Annotated in this window: 15 protein-coding genes; 11 read left to right on the forward strand and 4 right to left on the reverse strand. The window is 57.3% G+C overall.

Features of this window, described 5'->3' with window-relative positions; translation table 11 throughout:
• The first annotated feature begins 321 nt into the window (after positions 1-321).
• From AC0L3U_RS16925 to AC0L3U_RS16955, 7 genes are all read left to right on the forward strand, one after another.
• Positions 322-1,593, forward strand: coding sequence for a tyrosine-type recombinase/integrase (locus AC0L3U_RS16925; RefSeq protein WP_473362470.1), 1,272 nt, complete (start codon positions 322-324; stop codon positions 1,591-1,593).
• 2 nt (positions 1,594-1,595) lie between these two features.
• On the forward strand, positions 1,596-2,051 hold the full coding sequence (locus tag AC0L3U_RS16930; RefSeq protein ID WP_473362471.1) for a hypothetical protein: 456 nt from the start codon (positions 1,596-1,598) through the stop codon (positions 2,049-2,051).
• Positions 2,052-2,172: 121 nt separating this feature from the next.
• Positions 2,173-2,364: a helix-turn-helix transcriptional regulator gene (locus AC0L3U_RS16935; protein WP_473362472.1), complete on the forward strand. Its 192-nt coding sequence runs from the start codon at positions 2,173-2,175 to the stop codon at positions 2,362-2,364.
• A gap of 15 nt (positions 2,365-2,379) precedes the next feature.
• Positions 2,380-2,544, forward strand: coding sequence for a hypothetical protein (locus AC0L3U_RS16940; protein WP_473362473.1), 165 nt, complete (start codon positions 2,380-2,382; stop codon positions 2,542-2,544).
• A 184-nt stretch (positions 2,545-2,728) separates the two neighbouring features.
• A complete protein-coding gene (locus tag AC0L3U_RS16945; protein WP_473362474.1) occupies positions 2,729-2,926 on the forward strand; it encodes a hypothetical protein in 198 nt (65 codons plus the stop codon).
• A 416-nt stretch (positions 2,927-3,342) separates the two neighbouring features.
• Positions 3,343-3,843, forward strand: a complete 501-nt coding sequence (locus AC0L3U_RS16950) for a bifunctional DNA primase/polymerase (RefSeq protein WP_473362475.1) — start codon at positions 3,343-3,345, stop codon at positions 3,841-3,843.
• On the forward strand, positions 3,840-5,573 hold the full coding sequence (locus tag AC0L3U_RS16955) for a DUF3987 domain-containing protein (RefSeq protein ID WP_473362476.1): 1,734 nt from the start codon (positions 3,840-3,842) through the stop codon (positions 5,571-5,573). The genes AC0L3U_RS16950 and AC0L3U_RS16955 overlap by 4 nt, the downstream gene beginning before the upstream one ends.
• Positions 5,574-6,038: 465 nt before the next feature.
• Here the strand turns inward: AC0L3U_RS16955 and AC0L3U_RS16960 are convergent, their stop codons facing one another.
• The 3 genes from AC0L3U_RS16960 to AC0L3U_RS16970 form a co-directional block, all read right to left on the reverse strand.
• Positions 6,039-6,383: a MarR family transcriptional regulator gene (locus AC0L3U_RS16960; protein ID WP_473362477.1), complete on the reverse strand. Its 345-nt coding sequence runs from the start codon at positions 6,381-6,383 to the stop codon at positions 6,039-6,041.
• A 68-nt stretch (positions 6,384-6,451) separates the two neighbouring features.
• Entirely contained in the window at positions 6,452-7,486 is a 1,035-nt protein-coding gene (locus tag AC0L3U_RS16965; RefSeq protein ID WP_473362478.1) for a hypothetical protein, read from the reverse strand.
• A 399-nt stretch (positions 7,487-7,885) separates the two neighbouring features.
• On the reverse strand, positions 7,886-9,265 hold the full coding sequence (locus tag AC0L3U_RS16970) for a hypothetical protein (protein WP_473362479.1): 1,380 nt from the start codon (positions 9,263-9,265) through the stop codon (positions 7,886-7,888).
• Between the two features lie 849 nt (positions 9,266-10,114).
• Here AC0L3U_RS16970 and AC0L3U_RS16975 point away from each other — a divergent pair.
• Together AC0L3U_RS16975 and AC0L3U_RS16980 are read left to right on the forward strand one after the other, a co-directional pair.
• Positions 10,115-10,873 (forward strand): hypothetical protein, encoded by a 759-nt coding sequence (locus AC0L3U_RS16975; protein WP_473362480.1) that lies wholly within the window; start codon positions 10,115-10,117, stop codon positions 10,871-10,873.
• 524 nt (positions 10,874-11,397) lie between these two features.
• Entirely contained in the window at positions 11,398-11,919 is a 522-nt protein-coding gene (locus tag AC0L3U_RS16980) for a hypothetical protein (RefSeq protein ID WP_473362481.1), read from the forward strand.
• A 70-nt stretch (positions 11,920-11,989) separates the two neighbouring features.
• Here AC0L3U_RS16980 and AC0L3U_RS16985 read toward each other — a convergent pair whose 3' ends face one another.
• Positions 11,990-12,208 carry a hypothetical protein gene (locus tag AC0L3U_RS16985; RefSeq protein ID WP_473362482.1) on the reverse strand — a complete coding sequence of 73 codons (219 nt, stop codon included), beginning with the start codon at positions 12,206-12,208 and terminating at the stop codon, positions 11,990-11,992.
• Between the two features lie 29 nt (positions 12,209-12,237).
• Between AC0L3U_RS16985 and AC0L3U_RS16990 the strand changes: the two genes are divergently transcribed.
• Both AC0L3U_RS16990 and AC0L3U_RS16995 read left to right on the forward strand, forming a co-directional pair.
• Complete coding sequence (locus AC0L3U_RS16990; protein ID WP_473362483.1) at positions 12,238-12,438, forward strand: hypothetical protein; 201 nt, start codon at positions 12,238-12,240, stop codon at positions 12,436-12,438.
• A gap of 4 nt (positions 12,439-12,442) precedes the next feature.
• A complete protein-coding gene (locus AC0L3U_RS16995; protein ID WP_473362484.1) occupies positions 12,443-13,285 on the forward strand; it encodes a hypothetical protein in 843 nt (280 codons plus the stop codon).
• Positions 13,286-13,301 lie beyond the last annotated feature (16 nt).

Below are 13,301 nucleotides of genomic sequence, written 5' to 3' on the forward strand. Positions count from 1 at the left end.
CGCCTGCGCCCTGCGGGCTACGGCGCGACAGCCTTCGCTCACTTCGCGCCATGACCATCGGTGCCGGCTTGCCAAGCCGTAGCTCGCGAAGCGAGCGAAGGCTGGTGGGGGAGGCAGGACTCGAACCTGCGAAGCCATAAGGCGGCTGATTTACAGTCAGACATCTTGTGCTTTTAATCGCTACCACAAGACCCCACACGTGTTGAAAAAACCACTTCCAATCAATGGGCTAGATCCTTATTGATAGCTAACGACATCCCAGGAAATACCACTAAAGCTAGGTATTTTGTGGGGCTTGGTGCGGGGCTTGGAAGGGGGCTGATGATGAAAAAACCGCTCACTGCGTTTGCGATCGAACATGCGAAGCCGCGAGCGAAGCGCTACGCCCTGCCGGACGTAGGGCATCCTGGTCTCCGCGTACTGGTGTATCCATCCGGCGTGCGAACGTTCGTTTACAGATTCCGACGTGGTGAGAAGCAAGACGTAACTGTAGTGCTGGGTCCGGCCAGCGGTCCGGGTGCACTCACGCTAGCACAGGCCCGAGATGCGGCTGGCGACGCCCGTCGGCAACGCGCGATGGGTTCCGATCCAGCTGACCAGAAGCGGGCTACGCGTAAGGCGGAAGCCGCTCGGATTGCTGCCGAGGAGCAGGAAGCCCGCCGCCGAGAAGATACAGTAGCTAACGTGCTGCAGCGCTATTACGCCGACCATGTCGTTAAACTGAAGTCCGGCCGAGAGGTGCGGCGCGTTCTCAACAGGGAACTAAAGAGCTGGGCAAAGAGGCGTGTGGATGAAATCCGACGCAGCGATGCGAACCGCGTTCTCGACACGATCAAGGTGCGTGCGCCGATCCAGTCGAAGCGGCTCCGCGCGTATGGGCGGCATTTCTTTCAATGGTGCATCACCAAGGAACTGGTCGAAAAGAACCCGTTTGACGGAACCGCTATGGTCAAGGAAATTTCGCGAAAGCGACTCCTAACCAAAGACGAACTGCGGCTCCTGCTGCGGGCAATCGATCGGCTCGAATGGCCTCGGCGCCAATTCCTCCATCTGCTCTTGCTCACGGCGCAGCGGTTTAGCGAGGTCGCGAATATGGAATGGTCGAAACTCGACCTGACCAGCGACAAGCCGTTGTGGACCCTTCCAGACTCGAAGAACGGAAACCCTCATATTGTCCCCCTTGCCCCAGTCGCTGTCGAGATTCTGACCGGTATGGATCGAGTCAAGGAATCGCCCCGTGTATTCGCCTCGTTCTCTGCTACCCATGTTAAGGCGCGCATTGACGAGGTGATGCTGGAGGTCGCGCGAGAGGATGCGGTGGCGGTCGGTGACGATCCAGACAAAGTTAGAATCGAGCCTTGGCGACTGCATGATTTGCGACGCACCGCCGCTACCACGATGCCTGATTTGGGGGTAGAGGTTGTAGTGGTTGAACGGGTGCTGAACCATCAAATGCGCGGCGTGATGGCGGTCTATCAGCTAAATACCTTCGCCGTCGCGAAGCGGCATGCACTGAATGTATGGGCGGATTTTCTCACCAATCTCACGACGGTGCGAGAGTCGAACGTCGTTCCTTTCAAGGCCGAGGCGTGACGATGAGCGATGATCGTGACGTGTACGATAGCAACATCGACCTGATGACAAAGTTCTACGAAACCACGGGGAACGTCGCGGCTGCTTGGTGCGCATTCAGCATCGCCTTTACGCACGGACGGGAGATTCCAGATGCTATTTTTAAAGAAGTGGAACGATTCGCCGCGAAAGTTGCTTTGACGGCTGAGAAGGCGATCACGGCTGAAGTTGGAGAAAGGCCGGTAACGCTCACGTCCGAAGAGCTGGGCACGATCTGGCGCGGCAAGGACAAACGCGACCCCGTTGGTCGGCTTCAAAAGGAGTGGCGCGACTATCAGCTTTATTGGGAAATGCGCAACCGGGTGGATCGGGGGTTGACGGTTGCCGAGGCTGCCCATGAGGTGGGGGCTATGAAAGGCGTGGTCCTAAGCGAAAGGTCGCTCGAAAATCTCTGGAGACGGCTTGGCGCGGAGCGCTAGCAACTAAACGTCGGATGTCGGCAGGTTCCTTTCACCTAACGAAGGTCAGCTATTTTGGGTGCGACAACCCCGCGCCGTTCCGGATACCTCTGAGCCATCATCAAATCTCACGAGGTGCAATATGAAACAACTGATTAAGTCCGAAACCGTTCGGGAAAAACTTGACATGCCGAAGTCCTCTTTCGAACGCATGGTCAAGCTGCGAACGGACGGTTTTCCCGCCGCACTCTACATTTCCCGTTCGCGATTCTTTGACGCGGCAGAGATCGAGGCTTGGATGGCCTGTCTTGCGTCCCGTAACTGCTCGCTGTGAGTTGCTGACATGGTCATGGTTTTCAATCTCGACATGGAAGCTGATCCGGCCAGATATGCTCTTGCTCTGGCTGAAGTCCTCGAAAGAAACGAAGAGGTCACGCTTGGTCCGAGCGACCAGGAGCTTTGCGCCCTCGCGCTTCGTGACCGTGCAGCGCTGATCGACGCCGGCCTCGTCTGACAACTCTCTGCAACAACTATCACTGAAACATTGCGGTTGAGGCAGCGCGTATCTTCGCGCCGGTGTTTCTCTATCTTGCGCGAGTGGGTTCTCGGCGAAGGATACTCGAATGGACTCCTAACAACTCCGACGCGCGCCTAGCCTTATCCCCGACTAACCTAAATCCTCTACTCGGAGAACCAAAATGCGGATTGAAGTGAACGGTAAGACCTACATCGACCAGAAGGCATGCGCGGGACTTTTATCGCGGACGGAGAAGTGCCTGGCCGCGTGGCGCGTTCGCGGCTACGGGCCGGCATATCATCGAATTGGCGGCCGGGTGATGTTCTGTCTCGACGACGTAGTTTCATTCATCAACGGCACGAAGGTCGATGCCGCGTAACCCCAAGAGCACAACCCGCGCGCTGGCAGGCCGCAGGTAATGCGACAGATATCCTCCGAAAGCCCGCAACATGTATGCAAATCGTCGTCACCACGCAACGTATTCTGACCGCTCTCACTGGCATCGCGCCTCTTGGTTGGTTGATGTGGAGCATCTCCAAAGCACGCCCGATGGGGTTGTCTCGCTGACCTTGGAACGAGACGGCGGGTTGACCGTCGGTATTCGCTTCACGTTCCGCAACAAGGTTTCTGTCGTTGTTGATCGTGACTGCCTGCACTACTGGCTGAAGCATGACCTCCGGAACATGCAGAGCGACCCTCTGCCTGCGCTCGCAATCAAGATCGCACGCTCACTCTTTCGGTCTAAAGGTGGAAGGAAGTGGCTTGGCGTAACGTTCGAAGACTGGATCAGCTGCCGTGCATAAGCATCTCTTTTCCGGGCTTCCGATCGATTCGCGCGCAGCCGCCGTGGAATTAGCGCGTCGTGGCTTCGCTGTCTTTCCGTGCAATCCCGCAAATAAGCGCCCGCTGACCTCAAATGGCTTTTACGATGCCACGAGCATTCCTGGCGATGTCGCCAAGATGTTCAATAATGTTGGCTCCGGAGCGATGATCGGACTGCCCACGGGTGGGATCAACGGCGTGATCGTCGTCGATGTCGAGTCCCTAGAAGGGCACGGAGTTGATGGCGACGCGGACTTGGAAGCTCTCGCAGCCGAAGGCTTCCGCCTGCCCAACAGCATCTGCACCGTCCGAACTTGGAGCGGCGGACGACACGTCTATTATCGCTGCCCGCCGAGCGGGCGTGGAAGTTTCAAATTCAAGCGCCGGGGGATCGAGGTGAAGGGTGATGGCGGGTACGTCATCTGCCCGCCCTCGATCTACTACACCGGTCAGTTTTGGGAAGTGATCCAATGAGCCGTGAAGAATACCTGAAGGACGTTCCGTTTGCGCCGGATTGGATCGTGAATCCGCCGCCTGACATCAAGAAGGCAAGTGCCAAGCCTGGAAACCTTGAAGTCGCGTTGATTCATTCGCTGAATGAGTCGTCGTCCCGTGCTCGTGCGACGCTCGACAAATTGTCCGACGAGCTAGCCCGTGAGAGTCGCGGCGGTCGGAATGACATGCTCAACAGGGCCGCCTACACGATGGGCGGACACATCGCTACGGGTGCCATCACGCGGGATGAAGTGGAGGCATCGCTGACGATGGCCTGCCACCGCAACAGCTTGGCGGCGGATGACGGAATCGCCGCCGTTGAGAAAACGATTGCCAGTGGCATCGGTAAGGGCAACGAGCATCCTATTTCTTTAGAAGATGCCGCAATCGTTGAGGACGATACCAACGACGTCGAGCCGACTTCACCGGGGCCCAAGTCTGACCTGTCTCTCGCCGACCTGACGCGCCCGCCCGGTCTTGTCGGCGAGATCATTGACTGGATCGATGCGTCTTCATCTATGCCTAGTCGCGAGGTGGCTTTGCCGGCGGCCCTGGGTTGGGTGGCGGCGCTTGCTGGCCGGGGTTTTGAGACGCCCCGCCGCGCTCGCACGAATCTCTATATGATCACGATCGCACCGTCCGGATTCGGGAAGGATCATCCGGGTGCTTGCATCAACAGTCTTGCGAGCGCATGCGGCCTTGATCGTTTTATCGGTCCCGCTCGTTTCATGAGCGCATCGGGATTGCGCGAAACGCTTATGGAGCAGCCGTCCGTATTCTGTATCAATGATGAGTTCGCTGGCTTTCTGAGGGAAATCGATGGTCCGAAGGTCGGGATTCACAGCGCATTGATCCGCACGGATTTAATGCAACTTTTTTCGCGCGCGAAGGATTTCTATGCAGGCGCCGCCTATGCGGGAAGCCGCGCTGTCAGGCTTTATAATCCGAATCTTGTCATGCTGGGCATGTCTACTCCGGGTGACTTCTGGTCGGCAGTTTCATCCGCCCGGACTTTTGACGGGTTCCTCGCGCGATTCCTGATCTTTAATGTCACGGCAAAGAAGCCCGGATTGACAACGCCCACGGCAGACGAAGCTGTCCCTCCGGCCAATTTGATTCAGGCATCACAAGAAATCTACCGCAACCTGTATGGTGACGGGAACCTTGTTGCTGCCCTGTCATCCGGTGCAAACAAGGTCAAGGCAAAGCGAGTTACCGTGACTGAAGATGCAACGACTGCGGTAAATGCGTTCTACGCTCGGACGCAAGCCGCGAAAGTGGCCGGGGAAGATCAACGCGAATCTTTCCTTGATCGGGCGGCAGAACACGCATGGAAGCTCGCTCTGACCGTTGCGGTCGGCGTCAATCCGAAGAGTCCTACGATTGATCTGCCTATCATGCAGTGGGGCATTGATCTGGCATGGCTTGCGACGTGCTCGATGATCGACGAGGCGGACGCGCGCATCGCAGACAACGAACGCCAGCGCACCTTCAAGCGGATCGTTGACATTATTAAGAAGGCCGGTCTTGACGGCATCACTATGAGCCGAATCGCAAAACGCCTCGCTGGTAGCGTTCCCTTGGCCCTGCGGGATGAAATCATTAAGGACGCGCAACAGGGCGGCGACATTCGGCTGCGCAGAAATCTCCCCACTGCGGCGGGGGGACGGCCGAGCGAGCGTTACATCCACCGGGAGTTCTTGATCTAAGCGCACCAGGGTTCTTGGCCCGATGCCCCGGACAGAAAGGGGTTTCTGTCCGGCACAAAACAGTAGGTTCTTGGTTTCTGTCCTAGTTTTTGACCGGATTTTGTCCATAGGCTCGGACCAAAACCTCCCCGTTAAATACATAATAGTATCAATGATATACATGTATGTAGCAGTAGTTTAGGAGGTTTCTGTCCTCTACGCCCACTTCCACCTGTATTTAGGTGGCTCTGCCCTCCGCTGTTTTAGGGGCGGACAAAAAGCCCAAAAACCCCCGGCAGGCTTTTCAGACGTTACGGCCATCGGCGGGAAGTTCGCTGGCGCGGCGCTGTTCGGCTGGCATGGCGTTCATCAAGCTGATCGGGGTGTGACACCGATATGCTGACAACCGCTGAAGCGCGTAAGTTGCCTAGCCGGATCGACCTTGCAGCCCACCGCTGAAGATGTAGAGCGGTTCGATAGTCTCGCTCATTTCGAGGTCATCAGAGTCCGGACGTTGCCGTACATCTTTTTGCCAGCGCCGACTAATTTCTGGCCCTTCGAGCGGAAGTCGCCTGGTACGGGATCGATGCTTAAGACGTTCAGTCCTTCGCGGCCTTGGTGCCCTCGGTCGGACATGAGGGCGCAGATGCGCGAGACGGTCCCGTCTGCCACTCCGCAAACCAAGGACAGCTCTTTCTGAGTTATGCCCGGCTTCGCGCCAGCTTGAAGTAGAACCAGCATCTGGTTTGCAGTGATGTCAGGACTGATCTTCCGGAACTCGTTTATGATAAGCGTGAGTGTTCCAACCCAGCTCGCATCTTCGTTGGTCAAGTTGAAGTCTCTTTTTTGATGGCGACTTAGATCATTCGATCGTCGAAGTTCAATGATCTGCGACCGAGTTAGTCTAGACCCACCTGCGCCTTGGACTCTAAGCTTGAGTTGCGGAAAGTCGCGGTGACGGTAGAAGGGAAAGCGGTCCCTTCCCAGGAATACGTGGAAACCACCCCATACCCCCCGATACGCGTACCAGAGGTTTGGCTCCCCTTGCATCCGAACAGCCGCTCAACTTCCCGAAGTTGCATTCCGAACCGGGCTTGGTTGAATCTTTCAAGGGTCACCTGGCACTTCCGCGAGAGTCTAACATCCTCTTCCTGGTCGGCTTGTTTTCGTTGCTCCGCCTGCTGCGCTGCTTCGATCGATTGCCGCTTCGCCAGTTCGGTCGCTCCTTTGGCGTTCTCGGCGGCGATCTGACTCCGCACTTCCGCCAACCGTGCCTCAGCAGCTTGTCGCGCGGCGCGCGCCTCTTCGGCTTGTTTCGTAACCTGAGCTATTTTTGGAGCCTCTTCATTTGCTCTTCGAGCGGATTCTTCAGCCGCCTCTTGGTCAATCTTTGACTGTTCCAAGAGTTTGTCCCGTTGGGATTGGGCCTTCCGACCTTCTTCTTCCACCTTTCGCAGCGCGTCAGCTCTCAATTGCGCTAACCTGGCCTCCTCCTCAAGGCGGCTCTGCCCTTGCTGGACCAGACCAGTACTAACAAAATTTGAGAGCGCGCTCTGCAAAGCAACGGCCTGTGTGGCAGCGTTCGCCGCATACATTCTTGCCATAAGCTGCTGCCGGGAATCTCCACTTTGCCCTTGGGCAATAAACAAAGCGTCGCATTCCTTATAGACGCGCAGTGCTTCGGCAGCATCCGCTTCGTTCCAGTCAGTGGCTGACCGACCGAGTAGGTTTCGTGAGGCTCCCCGATTTAGGATGAAGCCTTGGAACAAGTCCCGGTGTGACTTGCATCCGCCGTGCGCAAATACGTAGGTGGACACCCAACCCTGATTGGCGGGCTGGGCGCGCAGCTCCGACGAACCCGCGAATAGAACGCCAACGAACATGACTCCGAAACGAACAAACTTAACACCCTTCGCTCGCACGATGACCTTCACTCCTCGGTGTGACCTGAGCGAGCCGTGTAGTATGATTCTACTCATCAAAGAAATTCGTCGAAGGTTGATGCTGCACCTTAGCTCTAAAGGTGTTCCAGGCAGGAACTCTCACTACCACTTCGTCTGGACGCCAGAGGATCTTGCGATCCATGCGAACGATGTTGCCGCCGCCGTTCGGCAGGGATTCAGACTTCCTGTCCGTGCGGGCCTAAGCACCATCTGTTTCGCTCGCCATACTGTCGTCGTGTAGGCCATCAGCGGCCCAAGTCGGACGCTGCCTGGGCAGCCGCTTTTGGCCCTCTCGGACCTCCCGAGATGTCCGCTTACGTGACGCTGCTGAGGGACATGCGGACATCAAACCTGCTCGCCCTGCACTTCATGGTTTATAAGTAGGCGAGCTTAATAGTGACGTCCACTCCAGCCTGGAATGGCGGCTGGACATAGCAACGTGAAATCCCAAGTCGCGACTGCGCTATTGCATGCGCGCGCACCGCATTCAACCTTTCCGTTTGCTAGATTAGTCCAGCTAGGGGCGCGCCCTCCGTAATCTTCACCCATGACTAAGAACCGGTAGGTTCCACCACTCGCGGGTCTGACCGTCCGGTGCAGACAGTTCGCCTCGGCGCGTAATGTCTTGTTCAATTCGCTAGAGTTATTCCGGACGCAATCAGACAATTGCGAGGAAGACATATCTCCGTCTTCGTCGAGACAATAGCGCTCGATGTCTTGCCGACTAACTCGCGCCTCTACGATAGCATTCTCCGTGCCGACGCCTTGTATCGACGTGATGGAGGCCGAAACACACCGGCTGCATTCCGCAAGAGTCTCGGCCTTCGGCGCGCTCACTTCCGGCGAGTTCAGCAACGGATCGTAATTGAATGCCAATCTGGTATGTTTCGAATCCTTGGATTCACCCAGAATCTCGCACCCACGGCCGCGACGAGGCGCTGCGCCCGCGAGTAACAAAACGCCGTCGGTCCTACGGCCTGCAACGCGATACCCTAGTGGTGCACACCCCGCCTTGAAAACAAAAGCTTCACCCTGAATTTGCCCGGCGTGCTCCTGCCCGCTAAACAGCACAGTCCCGGGCTCGATCTGCAGCACCTTGCGCGGTTCCTTATACCGAATTTCTACGGCCCCTCGATTCGAGTGAGTCATCGTCACCAAGGAGCCATTGTGCTCAAGGTTCTCTACGGGACTAAGCGATGCATCCAGCTTCGAAACGGTGCTCAATGCTACCTCGTCGTCGGATACGAGCCCAGGCTTGTCTACACCGCAGCGGAAGGCCGGTGCGAGGCGGTCAGCGATACTTTCTGCGTCAAACAGTGCATTCGGCCGAAGGGCTGCAAGCGCGGTAACCAAGCAGCCACGACTTTCCGAAACCTTGACGACCAAGAACTCTAGTGCAGACTGATCACCCGTCCTGGTGTCGACCCGGCGCCATCGTGCAATGATTGCCGCGAACGGTTTCCCGTTTGAAGTTCGCCACTCGATACGGCTTCCGATGCCGTCGCCCGCAGGTGCCCAGTTCAGATCATCGCTGAGCGCGCTCTCGCGCCCCCAAAGACCAAATGCCAGTCCACCTTGCGTAACATGGTCGAAATAGGTGAAACCGTATCCGCCGGGGCCTGGGCACCGCCGATACGACGACTCCTGATCAGCGGGTAGTGATTTACAAGCATCCCCTCCTGCAGGAAGAACGACGCTTTCAGCGGCATGGGTGGGAATAGAAACTGATAAAGCGACGAGCAGAGCTAACATGCTTTCGAAAAGACGCATCGCGTGGAATCCCGAAACCAGCTTTTTCAACGTTTAAGACTTACGATTGAGGCGCTAAGGCGCTCTTAACGCACCTATGGTTGCGTCTTGTACCCGCGAGGATTTAAGCTGGCGCGTGCACCTCCACTAAACTTTGATGGATTTCATCTAAGAACGCCCGCACTAACTGAACTCCGATCAGCTCGTGACTCCATCGTTTGTCGAGGACTCGTTAACGCTCTTGCTTGTGTCTTGAACCTATCGGCCGTTGCGCACAGCGTCTCGTTCAATTTTAAGTACCGCTCCAACAATCTGTAAGAACCCTCTGCTTAGCTTTCCCTGATGCAATTGCTCGACGATAGACACCCATCCGCGCCAACAGGTTTAGCCGCAGTCACGGACTCGCTCGACGAGCGAATTGATCGGATCTTCGATGGAAACACGGCTGGCAAGCCAAAACCAATCTCTAGCGAAAGCGGGGCGCTCCGAAGTCAGGCTGTTATCACGCTGTCGTTGGGGTGGTGGCGGACGAGCCAATCTAGCCTTGGAGCTTTCCACCCGAGCGATTCATACTGCTGCCGCGACTTGGCCGATGTGGATCAGAGTTCTCGCGAGTATCTAGATGCGATCATAGCCAACCAAACGGAAGCAGCTGCGCTTCAGGAGACGTGGAAAGATCAAGCGCTGTTGCTTGTTGCAAAGCATGGCACCAAGTTCGACGTCAGACACTTACCCGTGAGGTGGCATTGTCACGAACAATGCGCGGGCTGCCATGGCAACGGAAACGTAATTTGCATGTCTTGCTACGGAGGCGAGACAAAATGCACATTTTGCGGTGGTCGAGGGGGCGAGCATCGTAACGAGCCTACGATGACGGCCCCCGGCGTTTATCGCGAAGTTTGGCTCACGTGTGGTTCGTGCTACGGGCGGGGAAAGACCACCTGTTCCAATTGCGGTGGCTCTTGCCGTGTCAACTGCTATGGCTGTTTTGGTAACGGCTATTCGACCCACACTTTCGAGGCCAAAGTTACTGCCGAGGTCGACGTCGCGCACGGTTTCTACGGCGATGACACCGATGTTGCGGGAGATATGGCGAAGCTCCCGCTTGATATACTTTTTGAGCAGTCCAATCTTTTTCCCAGCGAAGGCGAGCAATTTGCCGGCGGAGTTCGGTTCCGCGTTTCAGCGGAGACGCCTTATCACCTCCGTGCCTATGGTATCGACGATTGTGAATTTCAGTTCTGCGCGGTCGGTCATGACAATCTTATACCGGCTATGCCTCCGATCCTCGACCACGTTCTTAGCGATTTTGCCACTCGTATTCTGTCAGAAACGCGCCCCGCCCAGATCCAGGCCCTGACATCCGAGACTGCGATCACACGGGACATCTTACAAGCGATTGGCGGATTCGACGGATGTAAGTTGACCGACATCAGGCCTCGCTACGAAAATTCGATGTCGTCGGACCTATTCGACAAGCTCAGCGCAGCCGTACAACGCGGATACGATGGAGTCGCCGGTGCGCTTGGCCGGAAGATTTGGCTGAGAAACGCACTCATAATTAATGTGCTGTTAGTGTTGCTCTACAAAATTGGAGTGTTAGCAGCGCTTGTGAAGTTAGCAGGCTAACAGCCGACCCATACGGCACAATCGGTCGCTCTAATTTCGTCGGCCGTCGCGCTACTCGTCATCACATGGATTTGGGCTCGATCCTCGGCTCTTCAGGAGGCCAAGAGACTAATTTCGCCCGACGTCACTGCATACCCAAGTTTGGGATGGGCGCCGGGTGGCGCAATTTTAGCGACCTGTGCGACTATCGCGTACATATCGTGGGTGTTTCAGATGGCTCCGATTCCCGGTAGCGGGCGACCGTTGATTTCAGGTGCAAGTGACGCCCAAGTCACCAATACTGGGAAGGCCGTCGTAGCCGGCAAGCGTTAGAGCGCTCCGGGTCCCTCCAAGACCGCCCCCATGCGAGTGACGCGCGACCGCCCAATCTGGCTAGATACAAAATTTCAAAAGTGACTTTCTGTTCTCGAATGGGCTTCGGCCTTCCAAACCAAGGGCATGCGCAGCGGCTACTGGATTGGGCTGTAGCGGAATAGCCCATTATCCTACCCTAAAGGCAGTTCAATCGCCTTCAGGATAACCGAATGCCCGCTACTGCTCCGCTGTATCCGCCCGATTTCTGTGCTGTGCCAATTTCATCGCCCGACCGGAAAAGACGCAAAAACCCGCGCACCGTCTCGATGCCCGAGCGTGTCGGGCCGTTCGCGAGACTCGTCTTCGCCGAGATGGCGCGCCAGCGAGTGACTTACGACTCGCTGGAAGAGCGCAGCGGCGTGCGCAGGGCTACGCTGAAGGCGTGGAGAAAGAAGAACCGCCCCGGCCTGGAGAGCATTGAAGCGGCCCTGGCAACGCTCGGATTCGGCCTTGTCCCCGTCGCCGCACTCGAAGCGCTCCCGCCCGCACTAGCGGGCGAACTCACCGCGCTCGCCCTCAAGATGCGAATGAATATCCCGCAGACCTGGGCTGCTCTGATCGACATCTGCGTCGAGCAGAAGCTTCTCCGCATGCGAGCGGACGAGCGCGCCGCCATTCTGGCCGAGCATGAATCGCGACTCGCTGGCATCCCCGCCAACGACAACCAGAAGCGCCGCCATAAAACGGCTTAAGGGATACCAAAACGGTCCCGACGAACGCCTCTGATTTTCCCATATTGATCCCGTTGCTTGGTTCTCCTCCTCACCAAGTAATGGGTGAAACCGAGGCCGGCGCGTCGCCAGATGCGCCGGCCAGCTTTTCAGATGGGATGTCATGTCCAAAGTTTTCCTTAGCCGCACTCAGGCCGCAAAGCAGATCGGCCGATGCGCGAAGACCCTCCGCAACCTGGCCAAACGCGGCGATGGCCCCCCGTTTCTGTTGATCGGTGACCGACCTGCTTATCCGGCCGATCAGCTTCAAGTGTGGCTCGCAAGCGGTGGAGATGCCGCATGACCCGCCGCGAGGAACTTATGCGCGCCGTCCAAGACGCGACGGCGACCTACGCCGCCGCAAAGGAGCGTCATACTTACGCGCGCAAGATGGCCGCGCTCGGCATGGGCGCCGATGTCTTCGGCACCTGCAATCTTGAGGCGCGCGCCTACTCGGAATGGCTCCGCGCGACCGACGCTCTTCACAATTATCGAGGCTAATCCAATGAATATGATCGCCAAGCTCTTCGCCCCTAAGACTGCTATCACTTCCGTAACGATCCGCGCCGAGATCGAACGGGCTGAATCTGAAATCACTGCACATAGTGCCAAACTTGAGGGCGTGCTTGCCGGCATTGCCGTTATGAATGATAGCCAGCACGCGCAAGCTGAGGCCGACGCCGCAGCGATCAAGCGTGCAATCATGCGACTTGAAGCGCGCGTCAATCATCTGGCCGCCGAGCTTCCGAACGTGATCGCGGCTGAGGAAGCCGACGCAAAGGCCGCCGCCGACGACGCATTGCGCCAGCGTGCAGAAGCCGCGCGGAGGGCGAACACTAAGGAAGCCGCCAAGCTGCTCGCGGACTACGCCGTCCACTCTGCTCGAGTTGCGGAGGTGATCGCGAAGCTTGAAGCGCTCGACATCGAAACGACGGCCGTGAACACCGCACTGCGATCCAATCCCGTCGCCGAGAATGTCGCGGGATACAACGAAATCCACCGAAGGAGCCCCGACCGCCCGGCCGGCGAGCGACGCGGGGTGCGGAAGTGCTGGGTCTATCGTTACCCCGGCTCCCCGCGCGATACGGACAAAGCCAAGTTTCAGTACGAGGCCCCGCACGAAGTCGTTCGGCAGGCGGACATCGGCCATGACGGCAAGGCAATCCCGGTTTCGGCAGTCCAGCACGACTATTATGGTCGCGTGCTAACCATCATCCCCACTCTTGAAGATCGCGAGGTCGTTACTGAGCGCGTGTCCTTTCGCCTCGGCCAGAGCGAAGCACCGCTGTCATCGGCGCGGCTCCCGCCTGCGTTCTCAGGTGAAGACCATATTTGGCCGCGAGAATAACATGCGTACATCGCTT

Source organism: Bradyrhizobium sp. Kon69 (assembly GCF_055807515.1).

Excerpts from the sequence above, each read along its gene's own strand:
- AC0L3U_RS16970 (WP_473362479.1), bottom strand. The coding sequence starts at position 9,265 with ATGCGTCTTTTCGAAAGCATGTTAGCTCTGCTCGTCGCTTTATCAGTT.
- AC0L3U_RS16940 (WP_473362473.1), top strand. The coding sequence starts at position 2,380 with ATGGTTTTCAATCTCGACATGGAAGCTGATCCGGCCAGATATGCTCTT.
- AC0L3U_RS16945 (WP_473362474.1), top strand. The coding sequence starts at position 2,729 with ATGCGGATTGAAGTGAACGGTAAGACCTACATCGACCAGAAGGCATGC.
- AC0L3U_RS16935 (WP_473362472.1), top strand. The coding sequence starts at position 2,173 with ATGAAACAACTGATTAAGTCCGAAACCGTTCGGGAAAAACTTGACATG.
- AC0L3U_RS16925 (WP_473362470.1), top strand. The coding sequence starts at position 322 with ATGATGAAAAAACCGCTCACTGCGTTTGCGATCGAACATGCGAAGCCG.
- AC0L3U_RS16975 (WP_473362480.1), top strand. The coding sequence starts at position 10,115 with ATGACGGCCCCCGGCGTTTATCGCGAAGTTTGGCTCACGTGTGGTTCG.
- AC0L3U_RS16955 (WP_473362476.1), top strand. The coding sequence starts at position 3,840 with ATGAGCCGTGAAGAATACCTGAAGGACGTTCCGTTTGCGCCGGATTGG.
- AC0L3U_RS16980 (WP_473362481.1), top strand. The coding sequence starts at position 11,398 with ATGCCCGCTACTGCTCCGCTGTATCCGCCCGATTTCTGTGCTGTGCCA.
- AC0L3U_RS16995 (WP_473362484.1), top strand. The coding sequence starts at position 12,443 with ATGAATATGATCGCCAAGCTCTTCGCCCCTAAGACTGCTATCACTTCC.
- AC0L3U_RS16930 (WP_473362471.1), top strand. The coding sequence starts at position 1,596 with ATGAGCGATGATCGTGACGTGTACGATAGCAACATCGACCTGATGACA.
- AC0L3U_RS16990 (WP_473362483.1), top strand. The coding sequence starts at position 12,238 with ATGACCCGCCGCGAGGAACTTATGCGCGCCGTCCAAGACGCGACGGCG.